The following is a 13483-nucleotide window of genomic DNA, read 5'->3' as shown; positions in this document are numbered from 1 at the left end:
GGTGCCCTGCGCCGCCTGCTGGACGTTGCGTGCGATCTCCTGCGTGGCCGCGCCCTGCTCTTCCACCGCCGCTGCGATCGCCGAGGAGATTTCCGACAGGCGCTCGATGCTCGAGGAGATCTCCTTGATCGCGCCGACCGAGTCGTTGGTCGCGACCTGGATGCCGGAGATCTGCTGGCCGATCTCACCGGTTGCCTTCGCAGTCTGCTCGGCCAGCGCCTTCACCTCGGAGGCGACCACGGCGAAGCCGCGGCCGGCCTCGCCTGCGCGCGCCGCCTCGATGGTCGCGTTGAGCGCCAGCAGGTTGGTCTGGCCCGCGATGGTGTTGATCAGCTCGACGACATCGCCGATGCGGGCGGCCGCTCTGGAGAGCTCGCTGACCCGCTCGGTGGTGGCGCGGGCCTGGCCGACGGCATCGCTCGCCATCCGCGCGGATTCCTGCACCTGACGGCTGATCTCGCCGATGGAGGAGGCCATCTCCTCCGTCGCCGAGGCGACCGACTGCACATTGCCCGATGCCTGGTCCGACGCAGCAGCGACCACCTTGGTCAACTGTTGCGCCCGTTCGGCCGTCGAGCTGAGCGTTCCGGCCGAGGATTCCAGAGCACCGGACGCCGTCGACACCGTCTCCACGATACCGCCGACCGAGGCTTCGAAGCTGTCCGCCAGCTCGTTCATCGCCCGCCGGCGCTCGCGATCGGCCGTCGCCTGGTCCTGGGCGCGCTGCTCGATGCCGCGCTTGATGTCGCCCTGCATCGACCTCAGCGACGTCGCGAGCCTGCCGACCTCGTCGGCCTGCTCGATCTCGAGCTGCTGGTTGAAATCGCCCTTGGCGATGCCGTCGGCGAAATTCGCGCAATCCTGGATCGGCCGCGCGATCTTGCGTGCGGCGAACGAGATCAGGAAGATCGCCGCCAGCACGATGACCAGGCCGACGCCGAGCTGCCAGAATGTGTTGGAGGTCGCACGGGCACCGAGCGAGGCATCGAGTTGCCGTGCGGACGCCAGCACCACGTCGCGAGGGATCGAGATCACGACCGACCAGGCGTTCTCGGTGAGCCCGAAGCGCATCGGCGCATAGATGTCGATGTTGGCAAACTTGGGATCATCCTGCACCGCGCCCTTGCCGGCCTTGACGATGGCGAGGCTTTCGCTCCAGCGCGGATCGGCTTCCGGCGCGTTCTTGCCGATCACGTCCTGGTTGGCGCTGTTGGCGACGATCAGCCCGGTGTCGTTGAGGATCGCGACCTTGCCCTTGCCCTCGAACAGCGAGCCGTTCATCTTCACGGCAAGCTTCTGCACGAAATCGAGATTGTAGTCGGCGCCGGCGACACCGCGGAATTTGCCGTCGATCATGACCGGTACCGACATGGTCGCGAGGAAGACGGCCTTGCCCTGAACGATGTAGGGCAACGGGCCCAGGATGTTTTCCTTACCCGTGGTGTTCGGATTGATGTACCAGGCACCCTTCACGAGGCCGTTGGGATGCCGCTCGCTGCTGTCGTATTCGACGAGCGGCTGAACGGCGATGGCGCCGCTGGCGTTGCGAGTCCAGTACGGCAGGAAGCGACCGGTGTTGTCCGACCCCGCCTCCTTGCGGCCCTTGAATGTCGCATCGTCGCCGTCCAGGGCACCGGGCTCCCAGGCCGAGTAGGTGCCGTTGAAGGCGGGGTTGAGCTCGAGCACGTGGCGCAGGAGCGCGTTGAACTGGGTCCGCCGCGCCGCGATGGGCGTGCCGGTCTTCTCGTCAGCCAGCGTCGCGAAGGCATGCGCGATGGTGCGTGCCGCATCAAACCCAACCTCCAGCTCGGCCTTGATGGCGTTGGCTTCGGTGGAGGCCCGATTCATGAGGCTCTCCTTGGTCTGATTGTCGACCAGCTTCATGACCTCGTGGGTCACGTACTGGTTCATGCTCTGCGTCGAGAAGAGGCCGTAGCCGATCAGCACGATGCAGGTCACCGCCAGGCAGAGGCCGGCGATCAGGGCAATCTTCAATTGGATGGAGCGAATGGCAGAAAATGAAAGCAGCTTCACGATTTGGGTCTCCAAAACACTGCGACGAGTTAAGGTTCGCAGTGTTCGGAACTCGTAAAGAATTGGAACCGTAGGACCCACGTGAAAAATAAGTCAGCACGCGCAAGGACATGAGCCAAAAGCAAAAGAGCGGCGCCGATGGCGCCGCTCTTGCGTAGTCGGGTACCTGCCCGGGCGACTTTACGCCGCGCGGACGTTGGTCAGGAACTTGCTGACTTCGGTCTTGAGCCGGCTGGAGTCGTTCGACAGCATCTGCGCGGCCGACAGCACCTGCGAGGAGGCGGTGCCGGTCTCGGTGGCACCGCGCTGCACGTCGGTGATGTTGGAGGAGACCTGCTGGGTGCCCTGCGCCGCCTGCTGAACGTTGCGGGCGATCTCCTGTGTCGCAGCGCCCTGCTCTTCCACCGCGGCCGCGATGGCCGAGGAGATTTCGGACAGGCGCTCGATGGTCGAGGAGATCTCCTTGATGGCGCCGACCGAATCGTTGGTCGCCGCCTGGATGCCTGAGATCTGCTGGCCGATCTCGCCGGTCGCCTTGGCGGTCTGTTCGGCGAGCGCCTTCACCTCGGACGCCACCACCGCGAAGCCGCGACCAGCTTCGCCTGCGCGCGCAGCCTCGATGGTCGCGTTGAGCGCCAGGAGGTTGGTCTGGCCGGCAATGGTGTTGATCAGCTCGACGACGTCGCCGATGCGCGAGGCTGCCTTGGAGAGCTCGCTGACGCGCTCGGTGGTGGATCGGGCCTGACCGACGGCGTCGCCCGCCATCCGCGCCGATTCCTGCACCTGGCGGCTGATCTCGCTGACCGATGAAGCCATCTCCTCGGTCGCCGAGGCCACCGACTGCACGTTGGTCGAGGCTTCCTCCGATGCGCCGGCAACCGTGGTCGCCAGCCGCTGGGAGCGGTCGGCGGTCGAGGTCAGCGTCGAGGCGGAGGCCTCCAGCTGGGTCGAGGCCGAGGATACGGTCTGGACGATCTCGCCGATCATGGTCTCGAATTCGCGGGTGATGTTGTCGACGCGGCGGCCGCGCTCGATCTTGGCTTCGGCGTCGGCAGCGGCGGCCTCGTCGGCAGCCTTCTTGGCGATCAGCGCCTCCTTGAACACCTGGAGCACGTCGGCCATGGCGCCGATCTCGGTCTTCTCGCCGCGATGGGGGACTTCGGCGGAAAGGTCGCCCTTGCCGAGCGCCTGCATCGGCTCGACGATCGAGTTGATGCCGCTGGAGACGTCGTGGACGAGGTAGAAGCCGACGCCGGTGCCGATGACGACGGCAACACCGAGAATGATCGAGACCAGCATGAAGGCATAGAAATAGCTGTCGGCGGCATCCTGCGCGGCCTGATCGCCGCCCTTGGTGTTGAGCTCGATGTCCTTGCGCAGGACCTCGTCGGCCTGAAGTCCGATCTTGTTGACGGTCTTGGTGTTCAGCTCATGTGCCTCGTGCGGGACCTTGCCGGCCTCCTTGCGCGATAGCGCCATGACGTCCTGGGTACCCTTCTTGTACTCATCCCAGATCTTCGACCATTCAGCGTAGAGCGCCCGTTCCTCCGGCGACGTGATCATCGGTTCGTAGGCGCGACGGAATTTGGTGTTCGCCTCCACCACTGTCGCGAGGGTCTTCTCCGCCGCGAGCTTCTCTTCCAGCGTCTCCGCGAGCATGTGCTCGCGGATCACGTTGCGATAGGTAATCACGCCTGCGCGCAGGTCACCCAGCACCCGTACGCTCGGCATCCAGCTGGTCGTGATGTCGGTGGTGTTGGCATTCATCGACCGCATCTTCATGACGGCGAGCAGACCCATGCCGGCCATCGCGACCAGCAGGAACGCCACGACACTGATGATCTTGGCACGAATGGAAATGGTAGCGAACATAATCGGGTCTCGTTGTGCTGGCGCGGGCGCGCGCGTCCGGAAGGTCTTAAGAATCAACCAAAGGGAGCGACGTCGACATCAGACAACAGAGCGACTGATCGGATGTTAACTACGACTCCGTACGAGTACGGAGCCTGAAAGAGATGAACAGGCAGCTAAGAATGCCCTGCGCTCAGCGCATGAGCCCAAGCGCATCCGAGAAAAACTCCGGACCACCGAAATTGCCGGACTTCAGCGCGAGCAGCATGTCGCCTCCGGTGCCGACCGAACGCAGCACAGGAACGCCCGCGGCGATTTCTACTCCTACGAGAAACCCGGGGATCTTCAACCGATCGACGACGGCGCCGGACGTTTCGCCGCCGGCGACCACCAGACGCCGCACGCCTGATTTTACAAGGCTTTCCGCGATGTCGGCCATCACCTGCTCGATCGCATGCCCGGCTGCGTCGCGGCCGTGACGTGCCTGGAGCGCGGCGACCTGATCCGGCGTCGAACTCGATGCGATCAGCACCGGACCTTTGGCCAGCAGGGGCCGTGCCCAGTCCAGCGCACGTTGCGCTTCGCCCGCTCCCGTAAGAATACGGTCGGGGTCGAGATGAAGCACCGGCATGGCCTTTTCGGCGCTGGCGATCTGCTTGAGCGTCGCTTGCGAGCAGCTTCCGGCCAGGCACGCCGCCGGTCCGCCGACCGCAGCGCCGGTGTCGCCGCTCGCCGCAGCCGACTTGACCTTTCCCGTCGAGACCAGCGCCCGCGCCAGCCCAAGGCCGATGCCGGAGGCGCCGACCGACAGCCGATGTTCGGCGGCCACGAGGCCGATGGTCTCGAGGTCGCGGTCGAACACGGCGTCGATGATCGCAGCGCCAATGCCCTTGGCCGCGAGTTCGGCCAGCCGCGCCCGCACGGCGTCTGCGCCGCGGCTGACGGTGGCGAGATCGACGAGGCCGATTTGCGTCGTGCTCTGGCGCGCCAGCACGCGAACCAGGTTGGAATCGTGCATCGGGTTGAGCGGATGGTCCTTCAGCGGGCTCTCGTTCAGCGGCACGGCACCGACGAAAAGATTGCCCTGGTAGACGGTGCGGCCCGTCTCCGGGAAAGCCGGCGTCACCAGAACGGCGCCCTCGCCGCAATCGGCGCGCAGCGCATCCATGACCGGGCCGATATTGCCCGCGTCCGTGGAATCGAAGGTCGAGCAGATCTTGAACAGCACATGGCTGGCGCCGCGGCCGCGCAGCCATTTATCTGCCGCGCGTGAGCGCGAGACCGCAAGGCCGGCCTCGATCGAGCGGCTCTTCAGGGACACCACGACGGCGTCGACCTCGGGCAGCGCCAGATCGTCGGCGGGTATGCCGATGGTCTGCACGGTGCGCAGGCCCGCGCGCGTCAGCGTGTTGGCGAGATCGGAGGCGCCGGTATAGTCGTCGGCGATGCAGCCGAGAGAAATTCTTGCTGCAAGACTCACGGCTTCACTCCCGCATAAGGCTTGAACCAGGCCAGGCCGTCGGTGGTCTTGCCGCGCGGATTGTATTCGCAGCCGACGAAGCCGGCATAGCCGAGCCGGTCGAGCTCGGCGAACAGGAACGGATAGTTCAGCTCCTCGTCGTCGGGCTCGTTGCGCGAGGGGATGCTGGCGATCTGGATGTGGCCGATGATCGGCATCATCTCGCGCAGTCGCATGGTGACGTCGCCATGGATGATCCCGCAGTGATAGATATCGAACTGGAGTTTCAGGTTCGGAAGCCGCAGCTCCTGGATCAGGTCACGCGCGAAGCCGAAATCGTTGAGGAAGTAGCCGGGCACGTTGCGGGCATTGATCGGCTCGATCACGATGTCGATGCCGTGCGGCGCGAAGAACTCCGCGGCCCACGCCACCGCTTTGTAAAAGGCTTCGATGGCGACGCGCTCGCCGCGATTGGCGATGCCGGCCATCAGATGCAACCGCTTGACGCCCGTGGCCTTGGCGTAAGGCAGCGCGGTCTCGAGGCTCGCCTTGAGATCGGCGAAGCGCGAGGGGAGCGCCGCAAAGCCCTTCTCGCCGGCGTTCCAGTCGCCCGGCGGCAGATTGAACAGCGCCTGGGTCAGACCGTTGCGCTTGAGCCGCTCGCCGATCGCTTCGGCCGGATGCTCATAGGGAAAGAGAAACTCGACGGCGGTGAAGCCGGCTTGCGCAGCGGCATCGAAGCGGTCGAGGAACGGCACCTCGGTGAACATCATCGAGAGGTTGGCGGCGAAACGGGGCATTGGAAATCCTCTTGCTTACTTGTCGCCGGGAAGCTTGACGCCGGTGACCTGCGCATACATGCGCGCGACCGAGGCGTCGTCATCGCGGCCCATGCCGGCGGCCGATGTCATCAGGAACATCTGCAGCGCTGCGGCGGAGACCGGCACCGGGAACCTGGCGCTGCGCGCCATGTCCTGGATGATGCCGAGATCCTTGACGAAGATCTCGACCGCGCTACGCGGCGTGTAGTCGCCGTCGAGCACGTGCGGCATGCGGTTCTCGAACATCCAGGAATTGCCGGCAGAGGCCGTGATCACCTCGTAGACCTTGCGGATGTCGAGGCCCTGCTTGGCCGCGAACGCGATCGCTTCCGAGGCGGCAGCGATGTGCACGCCGGCCAGCAGCTGGTTGATCATCTTGAAGGCGGCGCCCTGGCCGGCGGCATCGCCGAGCTCGTAGAGCTTGGCGGCCATGGCATCGAGCGCCGGGCGCGCCTTTGTGAAGGCGGCGGGGCTGCCGGAGGCAAGGATCGTCAGTTCGCCTTGCGCGGCGCGCTGCGCTCCGCCGGAGATCGGCGCATCCAGATAATGCCGGCCGGTCGCTTCCAGCTGTTTGGCGAGGCGCCGCGCCACGTCAGGATCCATGGTGGCCGAGGAGACGAAGACGCTGTCCTTCGGCATGGTCTCGGCAGCACCATCCTTGCCGAACAGGATCGCTTCGGTCTGCGCGGCATTGACGACGACGCTGACGACGATATCGGCCCCCTTGGCCGCCTCGGCCGGCGTCTTGGCACCCGCGCCACCGTCCTGCACGAAGCGGGCCACGGCATCGGCCGACACATCGCAGCCGGTGACGGCGTGACCGGCGCGCTTCAGCGAGGTCGCCATGCCAAATCCCATCGAGCCGAGCCCGACGACGGCGATACGCTGATTTTGTGACGTGGAGGCGGACATGCAACTGACCCTTCAACTTAGTCTTGCGAACGTTTCCCGGACGGCTCGCCCTTACGGCGGCTCGCTGATCGAATAACACGGCTTGGCCGCGCTGCCAAAGCGTGAGACAAGCAGGCATGACGGCCACCAGACCTGAAACGCGCAACGAGACGCGGCTGCGTGAGGATATCTGCCGCTTCGGACGGTCCCTGTTCGAGCGCGGGCTGACGCCGGGCTCCTCCGGCAATATCAGCGTCAAGCTGGACGACGGTGGCTGGCTGGTGACGCCGACCAATGCCTCGCTCGGCTTCCTCGATCCCGCCAAACTGTCGCGGCTGGATGGCCAGGGTCGGCTGGTGTCGGGGGATGCGCCGACCAAGGAAGTTCCGCTGCACAATGCGCTCTACGACACGCGCGGCAGTGCGCGTGCGATCGTGCATCTCCACTCGACCCATTCGGTTGCGCTCTCAATGCTCCCTGAAATCGATCCGCGCGCCGTGCTGCCGCCGATGACGGCCTATTATCTGATGAAATGCGGCGCCACCGCGCTCGTGCCCTATTATCGCCCCGGCGATCCCGCCGTGGCGGATGCGATCAAGGGACTGGCGGGGAAGTATTCATCCGTGTTGCTCGCCAATCACGGCCCGGTCGTCGCCGGCGACACGCTGGAGGCCGCGGTATTCGCGACCGAGGAGCTGGAGGAGACGGCGAAGCTGTATCTGCTGCTGCGCGGGATGAACCCGCGGTACCTGTCACCGGAGCAGGTGACGGATCTGGTGAAGGTATTCGGCGTGACGTTGCCGGAGCACGGGCACGAGCATTAGCCCGGCTCTCTCCCAGTCATTGCGAGCGTAGCGAAGCAATCCAGAGTCTTTCCGCGGAGGGATTCTGGATTGCTTTGCTGCGCTCGCAATGACGGAGGTTGTGGCGACGATCGTAGCCCGCATGAGCGAAGCGACATGCGGGACCACTTGCCCCGGATATCGCTGCGCTCATCCGGGCTACTGCACTGTGCGTGCGGCTATAGCCCCAGATACGCCTTGCGCACGTCCGGATTGCCCCTGATCTCGGCCGCCGGGCCCTGCATCAGCACGCGACCGGTTTGCAGGATGTAGGCGCGGTCGGCGATCTCGAGGCACTCGGCCATGCGCTGCTCGACGATCAGGACGGTCATGCCGGAGTCGCGGATCAGCTTCACCGCCTGAAAAATCTCATCGACCAGCTTCGGCATGATGCCCTGCGAGGGCTCGTCCAGCATCAACAGCCGCGGGCGCGTCATCAGGGCACGGCCGATGGCGAGCATCTGCTGCTCGCCGCCGGACAGCGTTTCGGCGCGCTGCTCGAGACGTTCGGACAGGCGCGGGAACAGCTTGAAGACCAGATCGAGCGGCTCTTCGCGGTTTGCTTCGCTGCGGTAGAGATAGCTGCCGAGCCGCAAATTGTCGCGCACGGAAAGACGCGGGAACAGGCGGCGGTTTTCCGGCACATAGGCGATGCCGGTGGCCGTGATATGATGCTGCGCCATGCCGTCGAGACGCTTGCCGTCGAACGTCACGGTGCCCGAGCGCGGACGCTCGGCGCCGGCGATGGATTTGAGCAGCGTCGACTTGCCCGCACCGTTGGCGCCGGCGACGCAGACGATCTCGCCCTTCTGGACTTCGATCGAGACCGCGGAGATCGCGACCAGGCCCTGATAGGCGGTCGTGACTTCATGCACCGACAGCATGACGATCTCCCAGATATGCGCTGATCACCTTGGGATCGCGGACGACGTCAGTGGGTTTGCCCTCGACCAGCACCTTGCCGAGGTCGAGCACGATGGCGCGGTCGACCAGCGGCATCACGATCTCCATGACATGCTCGACCATCAGCACGGTCACGCCGGTCTCGCGCACCTTGCGCACCAGCGCGACACCGGTCTGCGCCTCGGTCGGCGTCAGGCCGGTGAGCACCTCGTCGAGCAGCAGCAGTTTCGGTTCGGTCGCGAGCGCACGCGCGACTTCGAGGCGGCGCTTCTCGGCCGGCACGAGGTCGCTCGCGAGCACGTCGGCGCGGGCGGCAAGGCCGGTGAACTCCAGCACTTCGTGCGCCTTGCGGCGGGCTTCGCGCATCACCGTGTTGCGCACGAGTGCACCGACGATGACGTTGTCGATGACGGTCATGGTCTCGAAGCTCTTGACGACCTGGAAGGTGCGCCCGACGCCGCGCTGGCAACGTTCCGCGGCCGGCATGTTGGTGACGTCCTCACCGTCGAACCAGATCGTCCCTTGCGTCGGCGGCAGCACGCCGGCGATGAGATTGAACAGCGTCGACTTGCCGGCGCCGTTGGGACCGATCAGGCCGACGATCTCGCCGCGTCCGACCGAGATCGAGACGTCGCTGTTGGCGACGAGGCCGCCGAACCGCTGCCAGACGCCACGGGTTTCGAGGAGCGCGGTCATCGTGTGGCTCCCTTGCGGCGCGAGAACAGCCCGATCAGACCTTCCGGCCGCGCCAGCGCAATCACGACGATCAGCGTGCCGTAGACGATGAGATCGACGCCGCGGCCGGAGCCGCCGATATAGGAGCGCGTCAGCTCGGTGAGCGGAATCAGGATGATCGCGCCGAGCAGCGGCCCCCACAGCGTGCCGATGCCGCCCAGCACCGCCGGCAACGCCATCAGCAGCGAGAACTGAAAGCCCATGACGCTGCCCGGGTCGATATAGGACACGTACATGGCATAGAAGCTGCCGCCGATCGCGACCAGGAAGGCGGAGACGGCCGCAGCTCCCATCTTGGAATCGAACACGACCACGCCGAGGCTCTGGGCCGCATCGGGATTGTCCTTCACCGCGCGCCACCAATAGCCCCATTTGGAATCTTCCAGCAACCAGGTGACGAACCAGGCGATGCAGGCGAGCGCCAGCGCGAAATAGAAGTACGGCAGCTTGCTGCGGGCGAATTGGAATTTCAGCCAGCTGTCGCCGCGCACGGGCATCTCTATGCCGAGCGCCGCACCCGCCCACTCCCAGTTCTGGATCAGCAGCAGGCCGATCTCGGCGATCACGATGGTGGCGATCGCAAAATAGTGGCCGCCAAGGCGGAAGCAGGGATAGCCGAGCGCCATCGCGATCAAGGCGGAGATGGCGCCGCCGGCGAGCATCCCGAACCAGGGCGGCACGCCGAACTTGGTGAACAGCAGCGTGGTGGTATAGGCGCCCAGACCGAAATAGAGAGCGTGCCCGAGCGATATCTGCCCGCAATAGCCCGACAGGATGTTCCAGCTCTGCGACAGCGCCCCGAACATCAGCGTCAAGATCATGATGTTCTGGACGTTCGGGTTCTTGATGAACAACGGCACGAGCGCCGCGACGACCGTCAGCGAAGCTGCAACCAGGAGTTCGCGGCGACGCCGCTCTGTGAAGCTCTTGTCCATCTCACATCGATCCGAACAGGCCGCGCGGCCGGACGAAGACCACGAGGAGATAGACGGCATAGATGCCGACCGACTTCAGTGACGGCGGCAGCACGAGCGCAGTTGTGGCTTCGACCAGGCCGACGATGATGCCGCCGGCAAAGGCTCCGAATACGCTGCCGAAACCGCCGAGTGCCACCGTGACATAGGCAATGAGCGCAAAAGACGCGCCGACGTCGGGATAGATGTAGAAGAAGCTCGCCATGATCGCGCCGGCGAGGCCAACCAGCGCGGCTCCCAGGCCCCAGCCGAGCGCGAACACGCGGTTCTTGTCGATGCCGACGAGGGCCACCGCACCGGGATCCTCACGGGTCGCTTCCAGCGCGCGGCCGAAATCGGTGCGGTTGATGAAGAGGTAGAGCCCGCCGAACGCGGCGATCGCGACCAGCGCGCCGAACAGCTGCGGCTGCGGCAGGAAGATTCCGGCGACCGATACCGTCTTGCCGCCGAGCCACGAGTTGGGGACGCTGCGATAGTCCGCCGTGAAGAACAGCTGCGCCAGTCCGCGCATCACGATCGCGAGGCCAAAGGTCGCGAAGATCTGCACCATGCCGACATTGGCCTTGGCACGCATCGCAAACCGCACGATCACGAGATAGACCACCGCCCCCAGAACAAACAAGGCGGCGGCAGCCAGTGGCGCCGACAGCAGCGGATCGATCGCGAAGAACGTGAACAGGAAGAACGTCACGTACATCGCGAGCATCAGGAACTCGCCATGGGCGAAGTTGACGACGTCCATCAGGCCGAAGATCAAAGCCAGGCCAACGGCGATCAGTCCGTAGAGCAGCCCCATCAAGAGGCCGCTCGCAAGACTTTGGATAATGGTTTCGGCTGTCACGTTGCTTCGTCCCCCGCCCGCAACCTGGTCGCTTACTTCATCGGCCAGATCGCATCGGCAACCGCCGCCTGCGACGGGAAGATGGTGACGAACTTGCCGCCGACATATTGCAGCAGCACCGGATCGGCGTCGTTGTTCTGGCCCATGTCGTCGAACTTGACGCGCTTCCAGGGCATGATGGTCTGCTCGCCCGGAATTTCGGTTGCTGCCATCGCGTCGCGGATCTTCTCGCCGTCGGTGGACTTGGCGCGGTTGATGGCGTCCGCGATGATGATCATAGCCATGAACTGCCGCGAGGTGTTGTCGTTGAGGTCCTTGCCCGACTTCGCCTTGAACAGGTCGTTGATCTTGCCGACCATCGGCCGCTTGGCGGCGAGATCGAGCGAGAAGCTGCCGCGGGTGATCGCGCCTTCGAGCTTGTCGCCGACCGCGTCATAGAGAGCCTTTTCGGAGAAACCGGCGGCCTGCGCCACGATCGCGTTCGGCTTGTAGCCGAGCTCGGCCATGGTCTTGACCAGCAGGATGCCGTCGGTGGTGTAGCTCGAGGGCAGCAGCACGTCGGCATTGGCGGCCTTGAGCTGCTGGACTTCGGCCGACAGAGACGGCGAGTTGGCGCGGTACTTGATGTCGGCGACGATCTTGTAGCCGCGCTCGGTCGCGAGCTTGGTCTGGGCATTGGCGGAGTCGGTGCCGAAGATCGTGTCTTCGTGGAACAGCGCCAGCGTGTCGGCCTTGGCACCCTTCTTCTTCATCGCATCGAGGAAGTCGAACATCCCGGCCGAGAACATCTCGTCATGCGGCGAGGCGCGGAAATAATACTTCAGGCCGCGGCGATGCAGGCTCGGCGAGGAGTTGTCCGCCGACAGGAACGGGGTCTGGTAACGTTCGCAGATCTGGCTGATCGTGACGGCGACCGCGCTTTGATAGGATCCGAGGATGGCGCAGACCTTTTCCTGCGTGATCAGGCGCTCGGCTTCGGCGCGCCCCTTTTGCGGGTCGCCTTGCGTGTCGGCGTAGACGAGACGGATCTTGGCACCGCCGAGGCCGGGAAGACCCAGGCCCTTTGCCAGCGGAAGATCGAAGTCCTGGTCGTTGTTGATGATATCGACCGCGGTCTCGAACGCGCGCTGCGCGTCGACGCCCACCTGGGCGCCCGAGCCCGACAACGGATAGGTGGCGCCGATCACCACTTCGTTGGTTTGCGCGCGCGCAGCGAGCGGCATCAATGCGGCGGTGGCAGTGGCTCCGAGCAGAACGTCGCGGCGAGTGATCGTCATGGGCAAAGTCCCCTGTTACTGAATTGCGCGTATCGAATGAAGCGATTGGCAGATAGCGTAAAGCCTGAAGAAGCAGCAAAAGCTGCCCATTAAATCACGGCCATGGTCCTGTTTTTCAGATCCGTCACCAGCATCAGGCCGGGCGAATGCGTGATCGCGAACGGCACCTTCGCGGCGTTGATCACCGATTGCGGCGTGACGCCGCAGGCCCAGAACACCGGGACCTCGTCATCGGCGACCGGCACGGGATCACCATAGTCGGGCTTGGCGATGTCCTTGATACCGATCAGGTGCGGATGACCAAGATGCACCGGCGCGCCGTGCACGGCCGGATAGCGCGAGGTGATCTGCACCGCGCGGATCGCATCGGCCGGCTTGAACGGACGCATCGACACCACCATGGGTCCGGCGAACGGACCGGCCTCGCCGCATGCGATGTTGGTGCGGTACATCGGCACGCGGACGTTCTGCTCGATGTGGCGGATCGGCATGCCCTCGTCGAGCAGCGCCTCCTCGAACGAGAAGGAGCAGCCGAGCACGAAGGTCACGAGATCGTCGCGCCAGTAGCTGGTGACGTCGGTCGGCTCGTCCACGACTTCGCCGTCGCGCCAGACGCGGTAGCGGGGAACGTCGGTACGGATGTCGAGATCGGCGCCAAGTGCCGGGATATGGGGGCTGCCGACATCGGACATGCCGATGATCGGGCACGGCTTCGGGTTGAGCTGGCAGAAGCGGTGAAAGGCGCTGGCGTATTCCGCCGGCAGGATCGCCAGATTGCCCTGCACGAAGCCGGGGGCGACCCCGGCGGTGGAACCGACCTCGCCGCCACGATAGGCCAAACGCGCCTGACGGCTC

At 65.0% G+C, this 13483-nt stretch carries 12 protein-coding genes; 1 reads left to right on the top strand and 11 read right to left on the bottom strand.

What is annotated here, in order from left to right:
* The 5 genes from PMI42_RS10575 to ltnD all read right to left on the bottom strand — a co-directional run.
* A partial coding sequence (locus PMI42_RS10575) for a methyl-accepting chemotaxis protein (RefSeq protein WP_008133441.1) occupies nt 1–2034 on the bottom strand: 2034 nt, incomplete at its 3' end.
* Between the two features lie 180 nt (nt 2035–2214).
* Entirely contained in the window at nt 2215–3906 is a 1692-nt protein-coding gene (locus PMI42_RS10570) for a methyl-accepting chemotaxis protein (RefSeq protein WP_008133438.1), read from the bottom strand.
* 172 nt (nt 3907–4078) lie between these two features.
* Nucleotides 4079–5365 carry a 3-oxo-tetronate kinase gene (otnK, locus tag PMI42_RS10565; protein ID WP_008133436.1) on the bottom strand — a complete coding sequence of 429 codons (1287 nt, stop codon included), beginning with the start codon at nt 5363–5365 and terminating at the stop codon, nt 4079–4081.
* Complete coding sequence (otnI, locus tag PMI42_RS10560; protein WP_008133434.1) at nt 5362–6144, bottom strand: 2-oxo-tetronate isomerase; 783 nt, start codon at nt 6142–6144, stop codon at nt 5362–5364. The genes otnK and otnI overlap by 4 nt, the downstream gene beginning before the upstream one ends.
* Before the next feature lie 15 nt (nt 6145–6159).
* Nucleotides 6160–7077: an L-threonate dehydrogenase gene (ltnD, locus tag PMI42_RS10555; RefSeq protein WP_008133432.1), complete on the bottom strand. Its 918-nt coding sequence runs from the start codon at nt 7075–7077 to the stop codon at nt 6160–6162.
* Between the two features lie 116 nt (nt 7078–7193).
* Here ltnD and otnC point away from each other — a divergent pair, with 116 nt between their 5' ends.
* The gene (gene otnC, locus PMI42_RS10550; protein ID WP_008133430.1) at nt 7194–7880 is read left to right on the top strand and encodes a 3-oxo-tetronate 4-phosphate decarboxylase; all 687 of its coding nucleotides are present in this window, start codon (nt 7194–7196) and stop codon (nt 7878–7880) included.
* 197 nt (nt 7881–8077) lie between these two features.
* Here otnC and PMI42_RS10545 read toward each other — a convergent pair whose 3' ends face one another.
* From PMI42_RS10545 to PMI42_RS10520, 6 genes are all read right to left on the bottom strand, one after another.
* Nucleotides 8078–8782, bottom strand: a complete 705-nt coding sequence (locus tag PMI42_RS10545) for an ABC transporter ATP-binding protein (RefSeq protein WP_008133427.1) — start codon at nt 8780–8782, stop codon at nt 8078–8080.
* Nucleotides 8766–9497, bottom strand: coding sequence for an ABC transporter ATP-binding protein (locus PMI42_RS10540; protein WP_008133425.1), 732 nt, complete (start codon nt 9495–9497; stop codon nt 8766–8768). Before PMI42_RS10540 ends, PMI42_RS10545 begins: the two co-directional genes overlap by 17 nt.
* Entirely contained in the window at nt 9494–10471 is a 978-nt protein-coding gene (locus tag PMI42_RS10535) for a branched-chain amino acid ABC transporter permease (RefSeq protein ID WP_008133423.1), read from the bottom strand. The genes PMI42_RS10540 and PMI42_RS10535 overlap by 4 nt, the downstream gene beginning before the upstream one ends.
* A 1-nt stretch (nt 10472) precedes the next feature.
* Nucleotides 10473–11351 carry a branched-chain amino acid ABC transporter permease gene (locus PMI42_RS10530; RefSeq protein ID WP_035965171.1) on the bottom strand — a complete coding sequence of 293 codons (879 nt, stop codon included), beginning with the start codon at nt 11349–11351 and terminating at the stop codon, nt 10473–10475.
* Between the two features lie 32 nt (nt 11352–11383).
* Nucleotides 11384–12628 carry an ABC transporter substrate-binding protein gene (locus PMI42_RS10525; RefSeq protein ID WP_008133420.1) on the bottom strand — a complete coding sequence of 415 codons (1245 nt, stop codon included), beginning with the start codon at nt 12626–12628 and terminating at the stop codon, nt 11384–11386.
* Between the two features lie 89 nt (nt 12629–12717).
* Nucleotides 12718–13483: putative hydro-lyase (locus PMI42_RS10520; protein WP_008133418.1), on the bottom strand; the 766-nt coding region annotated here is incomplete at its 5' end.

It is taken from the genome of Bradyrhizobium sp. YR681 (assembly GCF_000282615.1).
Lineage (GTDB): Bacteria > Pseudomonadota > Alphaproteobacteria > Rhizobiales > Xanthobacteraceae > Bradyrhizobium.
This window is presented reverse-complemented; position numbering and strand designations above follow the sequence as displayed.

Bases quoted from the DNA above. Each gene is read 5' to 3' on its own strand.
- PMI42_RS10570 (WP_008133438.1), bottom strand. From the start codon at position 3,906: ATGTTCGCTACCATTTCCATTCGTGCCAAGATCATCAGTGTCGTGGCG.
- otnI (WP_008133434.1), bottom strand. From the start codon at position 6,144: ATGCCCCGTTTCGCCGCCAACCTCTCGATGATGTTCACCGAGGTGCCG.
- ltnD (WP_008133432.1), bottom strand. From the start codon at position 7,077: ATGTCCGCCTCCACGTCACAAAATCAGCGTATCGCCGTCGTCGGGCTC.
- otnC (WP_008133430.1), top strand. From the start codon at position 7,194: ATGACGGCCACCAGACCTGAAACGCGCAACGAGACGCGGCTGCGTGAG.
- PMI42_RS10545 (WP_008133427.1), bottom strand. From the start codon at position 8,782: ATGCTGTCGGTGCATGAAGTCACGACCGCCTATCAGGGCCTGGTCGCG.
- PMI42_RS10540 (WP_008133425.1), bottom strand. From the start codon at position 9,497: ATGACCGCGCTCCTCGAAACCCGTGGCGTCTGGCAGCGGTTCGGCGGC.
- PMI42_RS10535 (WP_008133423.1), bottom strand. From the start codon at position 10,471: ATGGACAAGAGCTTCACAGAGCGGCGTCGCCGCGAACTCCTGGTTGCA.
- PMI42_RS10525 (WP_008133420.1), bottom strand. From the start codon at position 12,628: ATGACGATCACTCGCCGCGACGTTCTGCTCGGAGCCACTGCCACCGCC.